Origin of the sequence: Streptomyces sp. NPDC059454, from assembly GCF_042749965.1 — a bacterium.
Taxonomy (GTDB): domain Bacteria; phylum Actinomycetota; class Actinomycetes; order Streptomycetales; family Streptomycetaceae; genus Streptomyces.
In genome coordinates this window covers 1-11,005 of record NZ_JBHYVC010000106.1, presented here as the reverse complement: position 1 = coordinate 11,005, position 11,005 = coordinate 1, and the positions used below count along the sequence as shown (strand labels likewise).

At 70.2% G+C, this 11,005-nt stretch carries 9 protein-coding genes; 8 read left to right on the top strand and 1 reads right to left on the bottom strand.

Annotated elements, in window-relative coordinates; translation table 11 throughout:
* Window positions 1-168 precede the first annotated feature (168 nt).
* From ACFXAE_RS35430 to ACFXAE_RS35415, 4 genes are all read left to right on the top strand, one after another.
* Window positions 169-1,164 (top strand): carbohydrate ABC transporter permease, encoded by a 996-nt coding sequence (locus tag ACFXAE_RS35430; protein WP_384723577.1) that lies wholly within the window; start codon window positions 169-171, stop codon window positions 1,162-1,164.
* A gap of 12 nt (window positions 1,165-1,176) precedes the next feature.
* A complete protein-coding gene (locus ACFXAE_RS35425) occupies window positions 1,177-2,100 on the top strand; it encodes a carbohydrate ABC transporter permease (RefSeq protein WP_384723574.1) in 924 nt (307 codons plus the stop codon).
* Between the two features lie 89 nt (window positions 2,101-2,189).
* The gene (locus ACFXAE_RS35420) at window positions 2,190-3,626 is read left to right on the top strand and encodes a GH1 family beta-glucosidase (protein ID WP_384723571.1); all 1,437 of its coding nucleotides are present in this window, start codon (window positions 2,190-2,192) and stop codon (window positions 3,624-3,626) included.
* A 47-nt stretch (window positions 3,627-3,673) separates the two neighbouring features.
* On the top strand, window positions 3,674-4,138 hold the full coding sequence (locus tag ACFXAE_RS35415) for a helix-turn-helix transcriptional regulator (RefSeq protein WP_384723568.1): 465 nt from the start codon (window positions 3,674-3,676) through the stop codon (window positions 4,136-4,138).
* Window positions 4,139-4,292: 154 nt separating this feature from the next.
* Here ACFXAE_RS35415 and ACFXAE_RS35410 read toward each other — a convergent pair whose 3' ends face one another.
* Window positions 4,293-5,315, bottom strand: a complete 1,023-nt coding sequence (locus ACFXAE_RS35410) for a LacI family DNA-binding transcriptional regulator (RefSeq protein WP_384723565.1) — start codon at window positions 5,313-5,315, stop codon at window positions 4,293-4,295.
* A 138-nt stretch (window positions 5,316-5,453) separates the two neighbouring features.
* Here ACFXAE_RS35410 and ACFXAE_RS35405 point away from each other — a divergent pair, with 138 nt between their 5' ends.
* From ACFXAE_RS35405 to ACFXAE_RS35390, 4 genes are read left to right on the top strand one after another with little or no spacing between them, the layout of a single operon-like run.
* Entirely contained in the window at window positions 5,454-6,758 is a 1,305-nt protein-coding gene (locus ACFXAE_RS35405) for an ABC transporter substrate-binding protein (RefSeq protein ID WP_384723562.1), read from the top strand.
* Between the two features lie 10 nt (window positions 6,759-6,768).
* Complete coding sequence (locus ACFXAE_RS35400; RefSeq protein WP_384723559.1) at window positions 6,769-7,725, top strand: carbohydrate ABC transporter permease; 957 nt, start codon at window positions 6,769-6,771, stop codon at window positions 7,723-7,725.
* The gene (locus ACFXAE_RS35395) at window positions 7,722-8,540 is read left to right on the top strand and encodes a carbohydrate ABC transporter permease (RefSeq protein WP_384723556.1); all 819 of its coding nucleotides are present in this window, start codon (window positions 7,722-7,724) and stop codon (window positions 8,538-8,540) included. The genes ACFXAE_RS35400 and ACFXAE_RS35395 overlap by 4 nt, the downstream gene beginning before the upstream one ends.
* Complete coding sequence (locus ACFXAE_RS35390) at window positions 8,537-10,918, top strand: glycoside hydrolase family 3 N-terminal domain-containing protein (protein ID WP_384723553.1); 2,382 nt, start codon at window positions 8,537-8,539, stop codon at window positions 10,916-10,918. The genes ACFXAE_RS35395 and ACFXAE_RS35390 overlap by 4 nt, the downstream gene beginning before the upstream one ends.
* The last annotated feature ends 87 nt before the right edge of the window (window positions 10,919-11,005 follow it).

Below are 11,005 nucleotides of genomic sequence, written 5' to 3'. Positions count from 1 at the left end.
GGGTTCTGCGGGGCCACTTGGGGTTTTGTGGTTTTTAATCCCACCTGGCTGCTTATTTTTTTGGGGGGGGTCTCCCCCCCCCCCCCCCCCCCCGGCGGGGCCCGGTTGGCCACCCGGCCGCGGGCCCCGGGGCCCGGCTCACACATCCGCTCTCAGGAAGGAAGTCCGGTGGCCACCTCCACCACCAAGGCCCTGGCCGGCGAGGAGCCTCCCGGCCCGCCCCGCACGACGGGCGGTGAGAAAACCACCCGCCGGCGCGGCGCATGGCTGCACCGGCTGGATGTCAAGGGCGCGCCGTACGCGTTCGTCGCGCCGTTCTTCGTCGTCTTCGCCGCGTTCAGTTTCTACCCCCTCGTCTACACCTCGTGGATCTCCCTGCACGACGTGGAACTGGCCACGCTCGACATCATGGAGTGGGTGGCGTTCGACAACTACGTCGAGCTCTGGGGCGACTCACGGTTCTGGAACGCGCTGCAGAACACCATCACCATCGGCATCATCTCCACGGTGCCGCAGCTGATGATGGCGCTCGGTATGGCGCACCTGCTCAACTACCGGATGCGCGCCTCGCTGTTCTTCCGCGTCGCCTCGCTGGTCCCGTACGCCACCTCGGTCGCCGCCGCCGCGCTCGTCTTCACCATGATCTTCGAGCGTGACTTCGGAATGATCAACTGGGCGCTCGGCTCGGTCGGCATCGACCCGGTGGACTGGGAGGCCGACAAGTGGCCCGCCCAGGTGGCGATCTCCACCATCGTCATCTGGCGCTGGACCGGCTACAACGCGCTGCTCTACCTGGCCGCCATGCAGGCCATCCCGGCCGAGCGGTACGAGGCGGCCTCCCTCGACGGTGCCTCCCGGTGGCAGCAGTTCACCCATGTCACCATCCCCGGGATCCGCTCCACCATCGTCTTCACCATCGTGCTCTCCACGATCGGCGCCACCCAGCTGTTCGGTGAGCCGCTGATCTTCGGACAGGGGCCCAACGGCGTCACCGGCGGCGCGGACAACCAGTACCAGACGCTGGGTCTCCTGCTGTACGAGGAGGGCTGGAAGAACTACCAGATGGGCCGCTCGGCGACCGTCGCCTGGGCGATGTTCATGCTGCTCGTCCTCGTCTTCGTGGCGCAGCGCCTGATCAAGCGCCTGCGCTCCCGCACGTCCTGACCTGGAGTCGCCATGACCACTCAAAGCCTCCCGGCCCGGACGGACGCCCCGGACCGGACCCCTGCCGAGAAGACCGCCGGCCGCGGCGGCCGCCGGCTGCTGCGCCAGCGCGCCGGCCGTCAGCACCACGCGGGCCCACTCGCCTACGTCCTGCTCGCCATCATGGCGGTGCTGTCGATCTTCCCGCTGTACTGGACGATGGTGGCCGCGTCCACCGACAACACACGGGTCAGCCAGACACCGCCGCCGTTCCTGCCCGGCCCGAACCTGTTCAGCAACCTCGCCCGGGCCTGGGACGAGGCGGCGATGGGCAAGGCCATGATCAACAGCCTGATCGTGGCCGGGGCGATCGCCCTGTCCACGGTGCTGTTCGCGACGCTCGCCGGATTCGCCTTCGCCAAACTGCGGTTCAAGGGGCGCAACGCCCTGATGATGCTGGTGATCGGCACCATGATGGTGCCGCCGCAGCTCGCCGTCGTACCGCTGTTCATGATGATGGCCGAGCTGGGCTGGTCGCAGCAGCTGCCCGCCGTCATCTTCCCCACGCTGGTGAGCGCCGTCGGCGTGTTCTTCATGCGGCAGTACCTGTCCGAGGCGCTGCCCGACGAACTCGTCGAGGCCGGACGCGTGGACGGGGCGCACTCGCTGCGGATCTTCTGGAGCATCGTGCTGCCCGTGGCGCGGCCCGCGATGGCCGTCCTGTTCATGATCACGTTCGTGCACGCGTGGAACGACTTCTTCTGGCCGTTCGTGGTGCTCGACATGACCAACCCGACGGTCCCCGTCGCCCTGACCCAGCTCAGCGCGGGTTACGTCCGCGACCAGTCGCTGATCATGGCGGGCGCGCTGCTCGGCACACTGCCGCTGCTGGCGATGTTCATCGTCTTCGGCCGCCAGATCGTCAGCGGCATCATGGCGGGCGCCGTCAAGGGCTGACCCGCCGCGACCGGTCCCGCACACCGGTCCCGTGCATCGACCCCCACCAGGCATCCGCCTGCGAACCCCCTTACCCCGAAAGGACTTACGTGGTCACCGCACAGCAGACCGCGTCCGCCCCGGACGCCGCCCGCACCTTCCCCAAGGGCTTCCTCTGGGGCTCCGCGACCGCCTCCTACCAGATCGAGGGGGCCGCCGCCGAGGACGGACGTACGCCGTCCATCTGGGACACCTACGCCCGCACCCCGGGCCGGGTCCGCAACGGCGACACCGGTGACATCGCCACCGACCACTACCACCGCTGGCGCGAGGACGTCGCCCTCATGGCCGAACTCGGCCTGGGCGCCTACCGGTTCTCCCTGGCCTGGCCCCGGATCCAGCCCACCGGGCGCGGCCCCGCCGTGCAGAAGGGCCTGGACTTCTACCGCCGCCTTGTCGACGACCTGCTGGACAAGGGCATCCAGCCCGTCGCCACCCTCTACCACTGGGACCTGCCGCAGGAACTGGAGGACGCCGGCGGCTGGCCGGAGCGCGCCACCGCCGAACGGTTCGCCGAGTACGCCGCCCTCGCCGCGGACGCCCTCGGTGACCGGGTGAAGACCTGGACCACCCTCAACGAGCCCTGGTGCAGCGCCTTCCTCGGCTACGGCTCCGGCGTGCACGCCCCCGGCCGCACCGACCCGGTCGCCGCGCTGCGCGCCGCCCACCACCTCAACCTGGGCCACGGCCTGGCCGTCCAGGCGCTGCGCGACCGCCTCCCCGCCGCCGCCCAGTGCTCGGTCACCCTCAACATCCACCACGTCCGCCCGCTCACCGGCAGCGACGCCGACGCCGACGCGGTCCGCCGGATCGACGCGCTCGCCAACCGGGTCTTCACCGGCCCGATGCTGCAGGGCGCCTACCCGGAGGACCTGCTCAAGGACACCGCGGCGCTCACCGACTGGTCCTTCGTGCGGGACGGCGACCTCGGGCGGATCCACCAGCCGCTGGACTTCCTCGGCGTCAACTACTACTCGCCCACCGTCGTCTCCGAGGCCGACGGCACCGGCACCCACAACTCCGACGGACACGGCAACAGCGTCCACAGCCCCTGGCCGGGCGCCGACCGGGTCGCCTTCCACCAGCCGCCCGGCGACACCACCGCCATGGGCTGGGCCGTCGACCCCACCGGCCTGTACGACCTGCTGCGCCGGCTGTCGTCCGACTTCCCGAAGCTGCCGCTGGTCATCACCGAGAACGGCGCCGCCTTCGACGACTACGCCGACCCCTCCGGGAACGTCAACGACCCCGCCCGGATCGCCTATGTGCGCGGCCACCTGGCCGCCGTCCACCGGGCCATCGTCGACGGCGCGGACGTACGCGGCTACTTCCTGTGGTCGCTGCTGGACAACTTCGAGTGGGCCCACGGCTACGGCAAGCGCTTCGGCGCCGTCTACGTGGACTACCCGACAGGCACCCGCATCCCCAAGGCCAGCGCCCGCTGGTACTCCGAGGTGGCCCGCACCGGCGTCCTGCCCGGCGCCTGACCGGACGGGTGCGGTGGTGCACGCCGTGCCGATGCCCCCTGCGCTGTGTGCCGAGGACCAAGTGGCCCCCGGTGCGGCACAGTGGGCGGGCGGCACCCCGGCGATGGGGGGAATCCGGTGGCGCCGCCGGAACGGGGGGACCGGTCCACGCACCGGTCCCCCCGGAGCGGGCCGATTCCTCAGGCGGCCGTGTCGATCAGGAGGCGCGAGCGGGCGGTATCACGCACAACCTGTCCGACCCGGATCTGAGTCCGGCGGCGATAGCCGCCCATCACCACATCTCCGTACGGCTCCTGCACGCCCTGTTCGAGCAGGAGACCGAGACGGTCGGCGCCACGATCCGCCGCCGCCGGCTGGAACGCACCCGCACCGACCTCGCCGACCCGCGACTGCGGCATCGGACGATCGGTGAGATCGCCCTCCGCTGGGGCTTCCGTCACCCCGCCGACTTCAGCCGCACCTTCCGGCGTGCCTACGGAATCCCTCCGAGCGACTTCCGGCACACCGCCTGACTCCTGACGGCGTCACGGGCGGCCCGTACGTCGTCGCAACGCGTTTTCGGGAGCTTCCGAAACATTCGAATTCCCCTCGCGTCTTACGGGTTCCCGTCCCGTCACCTCCGGACCGCATCCACCGGCCGCGCTTTCGCGGCCGGCCCGGCGTTCTTCACGCCTTCCTGGGCGGAGCCGTGCTCTGCCGTACCACCAGGTGCGTCGCCAGCTCTATGCGCTGGGCGGCCGTGCCGGGGTCGTCCGGGCGGAGCAGCATCCGGGCGGCCTCCTCGGCCATGTGCCGCAGCGGCTGGTGGACCGTGGTGAGCGGCGGGCTCACCCACTGCGCCAGGGGGACGTCGTCGTAGCCGACCACCGACAGATCCTCCGGCACGCGCAGGCCCTTGACCCGGGCCGCCTCCAGCACGCCGAGCGCCTGGAGGTCGCTGCCCGCGAAGACCGCCGTGGGCCGGTCAGGACCCTCCAGCAGGTCCATGGCGTGCTCGAAGCCGCCCTGCACATGGAAGTCGCCGAAGCGCATCAGCCGCGGATCGGTCTCCAGGCCCGCCATCGCCATGGCCGAGCGGTAGCCGTCGAGGCGGGCCAGTGAGCACAGCATGTCCTCGGGCCCGGTGATGATCGCGACCCGCTCGTGCCCCCGGTCGGTGAGATGGCGGGTGGCGGCGAGACCGCCGGCCCAGTTCGCCGAGCCGACCGAGGGCACGTCCGGGTCGGGATCGCCCGCGGGGTCGATGACGACGAAGGGGATGGCCGCCGCCCTGAGCCGCCGCTTGACGTCCTCCGGGAGTGTGGAGAAGACCAGCACGACACCCAGCGGCCTGCGCTGCAGCACGCCCGGGAGCCAGTCCGGCGCGGGCGCGTGCCGGGTGCCGCTCTCGGTGAGCACCACCGTCGCGCGGTTCTCCTTGGCGACGTTCTCCACCCCCCTGATCAGCTCCATCGCCCAGATGCTGTCCAGTTCGTGGAAGACGAGCTCGATGAGCGGGGAACGGGACGCCGACTGGGCGCGCCTGCGATAGCCGTGGACCTCCAGGAGCCGCTCCACCTTGGCCCGGGTCGTGGGGGAGACATCCGAACGGCCGTTGAGGACCTTCGAAACTGTCGGCATCGAAACGCCGGCCTCTTTCGCGACCGCGGCCAGGGTCACTCTGCCGCCCGCCTCGTCGTCTTCGTGCATACCCGCAGGATAGGGCACAGTGCGTCGATAACGGTTTGGGTGAGTACCGTTCCGACCGTTGACCGAAACACGGGTCTGACCTACTGTCCCACGGCATGGACTTTCGGTGATGATGCCGAAACTTTCGAAAGGCGAACGATGAAGACACGTGCGCGCTTGCCCAGACTGGTCGCCTGCGGTGCGACGCTCACCCTCGCACTGAGCCTCTCGGCCTGTGGCGACGGGAACGGCGGGGCGTCGACGGACGACGGCAAGATCCATGTCCTGGTCTACGGGGACGCCACCAACAAGGTCGAGAAGCAGCTCGTCGACACGTTCAACAAGACGTCCGACGTCAAGGTCGTCCTCGACACCATCCCCGGTGCGGACTACCAGAAGAAGCTGCAGACGATCATCAGCACCCCGCAGGCACCGGACGTCTTCTTCAACTGGGGCGGCGGCAGCATCAAGCCGTTCGTCAAGGCCGACCTGCTGATGCCGCTGGACGACTTCATCAAGAAGGACCCGGGCCTGGAGAACAAGTTCCTGCCGTCCGTCTTCAACAACGCCGTCGTCGACGGCAAGCCGTACGGCATCCCGATGCGCGGCACCCAGCCGGTCCTGCTCTTCCACAACAAGAAGGTCCTCGACGAGGCGGGCGTCAAGCCGCCGAAGACCTGGGACGAACTCCTCGGCGCGGTGGAGAAGCTCAAGGACGCGGGAGTCACGCCGATCGCGCTCGGCGGCGGTGACATCTGGCCGACGCAGATGTGGTTCCAGTACCTCTACGACCGCGTGGCCGGACCGGAGGTGTTCGAGAAGGCCGTCGGGGGCGACAAGAGCGCCTGGGAGAGCCCGGACAGCAAGAAGGCCCTGGACATGATCAAGGAGCTCGTCGACGCCGGCGCCTTCGGCAAGAACTACGACTCCGTCAAGTACACCAACGGCGGCTCGGTCCAGCTGGTGGCCTCGGGCAAGGCCGGCTTCGAGCTGATGGGCTCCTGGTACTACTCCCAGCAGCTGACGGACCACAAGGAGTTCGCCGAGAAGGACCTCGGCTACACCGCCTTCCCGACCGTCGAGGGCGGCAAGGGCGACCCGGCCAACGTCGCCGGCAACACGAACAACTACTACTCGGTGATGAAGAAGACCAAGCACCCCGAGGCCGTCGCCGAGTTCCTGAAGCTCATGTACTCCGACGACTTCGTCAAGGCGCAGCTGGACATCGGCAACCTGCCGACCACGACCAACACCGACAAGTTCATCGAGAAGTCGGCCAACCCCGAGTACTCGCGCTTCCAGTACGACCTGGTCGCCGACGCCCCGTCGTTCCAGCTGTCCTGGGACCAGGCGTACCCGCAGAAGGCGAGCTCGGACATGCACAAGGCCATCCAGCAGTTCTTCAACGGACAGCTCGACACGGACGGCTTCATCAAGGCCATGCAGGCCCTCCCGACCGAGTGACGAACGGCTCATGACCACAAAGATCACGAGCGCCCGGCCCGCCGCCGGCCCCCGCAAGGGGTCCCGGCGGCGGCCGCCCGCCTCGTCCGCAACGAAGGTGGGACGCCCCGGCTTCGCCTGGGCCCTGCCCGCCGCAGTCTTCTTCGCCCTCTTCGCGATCACCCCGCTGATCATGGTGGCGGTGCTGTCCTTCATGAGCTGGGACGGGCTCAGCTCACCCGAGTTCGTCGGCATGGACAACTGGTCGCGCCTGATGGACGACCCGGTGATGCTCGAGAGCATCTGGCTGACCCTGCTGCTGACCGTGCTCGGCGTGGTCATCCAGACACCGCTGAGCATCGTGCTCGGCGTCTGGGCCGCCGGTCACCAGCGCAACCGGGCCGTCCTGTCCGTCATCTACTTCATCCCGCTGCTGCTGTCCGCGACGGCCGTCTCCGTGCTGTGGCGGGCACTGCTCGACCCGAACTTCGGCATCCCGGCCGAGGCCACCTGGCTCTTCGGCGACGGCAACCTGTTCGGTGAACAGGCCACCGCCATCGGCGTGCTGGCGTTCGTCAGCACCTGGCAGTTCACCCCCTTCCACACCCTGATCTACCAGGGCGCCGCCCGCGCGATCCCCCACGTGCTCTACCAGGCCGCGGAGATCGACGGAGCGGGCCGCTACCGGCAGTTCTTCCACATCACGCTGCCGCAGCTGCGCAACTCGATGATCACCTCGATGATCCTGATGATCGTCGGCGGTCTGACCACCTTCGAGACGGTCCTCATCCTGACCCAGGGCGGCCCCGGCACCGACACCACCATCAGCGCCTACTACATGTACGACAAGGCGTTCAAGAGCTTCGACTACGGCACCGGCTCCGCGATCGCCCTGGCCCTGGTCGTCGCGTCCACGATCATCTCGCTGATCGTCGTCCGGGTCTCCGGCTACGACAAGATGCGCAGCTCCATGGAGGGTGTGTCATGAGGCGCCGTCCCCACTACCTGGCCGGCGCCGGTTCGATCTTCTGGCTCTTCGTCGTCGGCCTGCCGCTGTACGTGCTGCTCGCCGCGACCCTGCGCACCCGCCAGGACTACGCCGAGAACGGCCCGGTCTCGATTCCGGACAGCCTCACCCTGGACAACTACACCGGCGCCTTCGACTCGGGCTTCGGCCAGTACTTCTTCAACACGCTCGTCGTCACCGCCTGCGTGATCGGCATCGTGCTGCTGCTGGTACCGCCGCTCGCCTACGCGATCGTCCGCAGCCGCGGCCGGACCACGTCGGCGATCTTCCGGCTGTTCCTGCTCGGCCTCGCCATCCCCGCCCAGGCCGTCATCGTGCCGATGTTCTACCTGATCAGCGAGGCCGGGCTGTACGACAACCTGCTCGGCGTCATCCTGCCCACGGCCGCGTTCTGCCTGCCGATGTCGGCGCTGATCCTCAGCGGCGCGATGCGTGACATCTCCCCGGAGCTGTACGAGGCCATGGCCATGGACGGCGCCACCCCGCGGCGCATGTTCTTCCAGCTCGTCCTGCCGCTGTCGAGGGGCGGACTGTCCACCATCGTGGTCTTCTCCGCGCTCCAGGCGTGGAACGGCTTCCTGTTCCCGCTCGTCCTGACCCAGTCCGACTCCACCAAGGTCGTCACCCTGGGTCTGTACAACTTCCAGACCGAACACGGCATCGACATCCCCGGTCTGCTGGGAGCCGTGGTGCTGTCCATGGTGCCCATCCTGCTCGTCTACCTGTTCGCCCGTCGTGCCCTGGTCCAGGGTCTGATGGGTGTCGGAGGAAAGTGACTGCCGACGTGGCCGTAGAGACCACCCCCGAAATCCCCCTCTGGAACGACCCCGACCGCCCCGTCACCGCCCGGGTCGACGCGCTCATCGGCGCGATGACCCTGGACGAGAAGATCGCCCAGCTGTACGGCGTCTGGGTCGGCGCGTCCGCCAACGGCGGCGAAGTCGCCCCGCACCAGCACGACATGGAGGAGGCCGTCGACCTCGACGCGCTCCTTCCCGCCGGACTGGGCCAGCTCACCCGTCCCTTCGGCACCGCACCCGTCGATCCGGCGCTCGGCGCGCTCTCCCTGCTGCGCACCCAGTCCCGCATCACCTCGGCGAACCGCTTCGGCATCCCCGCCGTCGCGCACGAGGAGTGCCTGGCCGGCTTCGCCGCCTGGGGTGCCACCGCCTACCCCGTCCCGCTGTCCTGGGGCGCCACCTTCGACCCGGACGTGGTGCGCCGGATGGCCGCCGCCATCGGCCGCGACATGCGGTCCGTCGGCATCCACCAGGGCCTCGCCCCCGTCCTCGACGTGGTCCGCGACGCCCGCTGGGGCCGGGTGGAGGAGACCATCGGCGAGGACCCCTACCTCGTCGGCACCATCGGCACCGCGTACGTGCGGGGCCTGGAGTCCGCCGGGATCGTCGCCACCCTCAAGCACTTCGTCGGCTACTCGGCCTCCCGCGCCGGACGCAACCTCGCCCCCGCGCCCATGGGCGCCCGCGAACGGGCCGACGTCCTGCTGCCGCCGTTCGAGATGGCGATCCGCGAGGGCGGCGCCCGCTCCGTGATGCACTCCTACACGGACACCGACGGCGTCCCCGCCGCGGCCGACGAGGACCTGCTGACCGGACTGCTCCGCGACACCTGGGGCTTCGAGGGCACCGTCGTCGCCGACTACTTCGGCATCGCCTTCCTCAAGCTCCTGCACGGCATCGCCGCCGACTTCGCCGACGCCGCGGGCGCCGCGCTCAAGGCGGGCGTCGACGTCGAACTGCCCACCGTCAAGACGTTCGGCGCACCGCTCGCCGAGGCCGTCACCGCCGGCCGCGTCCCCGAGGCGCTCATCGACCGCGCCCTGCGCCGCGTCCTCGGCCAGAAGGCGGCGCTCGGCCTGCTCGACCCGGACTGGAACCCGGTCCCGCCCGCGCTCGAGGGCGTGGACCTGGACGACCCGGAGGCGCTGCGCGGCAGGATCGACCTGGACCGGCCCGAGAACCGGGAACTGGCCCGCGAGATCGCCGAGAAGGCGGTCGTCCTGCTCACCAACGACGGCACCCTGCCGCTCGCCGCGCCGCGCCGCATCGCCCTGGTCGGCCCCAACGCGGCCGAGGCCACCGCCGTCCTGGGCTGCTACTCCTTCCCCCAGCACGTGGGCGTGCAGCACCCGGACGTCCCGGTCGGCATCGACCTGCCCACCCTGCGCGACACCCTGGCCGCCGAGTTCCCCGACGCGGACATCACGGTCGCCCGCGGCACCGGAATCGACGACGGGGACCTCTCCGGCATCGGCGAGGCGGTGGACGCGGCCGGGGAAGCGGACGTCGTCATCGCCGTACTCGGCGACCGCGCGGGCCTGTTCGGCCGCGGCACCAGCGGAGAGGGCTGCGACGCGGAGTCCCTCGCCCTGCCCGGCGCCCAGCAGCACCTGCTCGACGCGCTGCTCGACTCCGGTACGCCGGTGGTGACCGTCCTGCTCGCCGGCCGGCCGTACGCGCTCGGCCGGGCCGCCGCGGAGTCCGCGGCGATCGTGCAGTCCTTCTTCCCCGGCGTCGCCGGCACCCAGGCGATCGCCGGGGTGCTGAGCGGCCGTACGAACCCCTCCGGCCGTCTCCCGGTCAGCGTGCCGCGCGGCCCGGGCTCCCAGCCGACCACCTACCTCGGTGCACGGCTCGCCCAGGCCAGCGAGGTGTCCAACATCGACCCGACCCCGGCGTTCGGCTTCGGCCACGGCCTGACGTACACGGGTTTCGCCTGGAGCGACCTCGCGGTGGACGCTCAGGAGGCGGGCACGGACGGCGAGTTCACCCTCGCCCTCACCGTCCGCAACACCGGCGACCGTTCCGGTACCGAAGTCGTCCAGCTCTACCTCCACGACCCGGTCGCCTCCGTCGTCCAGCCGGTACAGCGGCTCGTCGGTTACGTCCGGGTGGAGCTGGAGCCGGGGGAGTCCCGCCGTGTCAGCGTCACGGTTCCGGCCGACGTGGCGTCCTTCACCGGCCGTGACGGCCGCCGGATCGTCGAGCCCGGTGACCTGGAACTCCGCCTGGCCGCGTCGAGCACCGACGCGCGCCTGACGGCGACGGTCACCCTGACCGGCCCGGAACGCCGGGTGGACCACACCCGCCGCTTCCACGCGTCCTTCACCCAGGAGCCGGTCCCGGAGGCGTGATCCGGACCCACCCCGGACCCGGGGCGCGCCCCCACCCGGGGGCGGGTCCGGGCGGGCCCCCCCAGAACGAGGGGGAGCGCCCGCGGC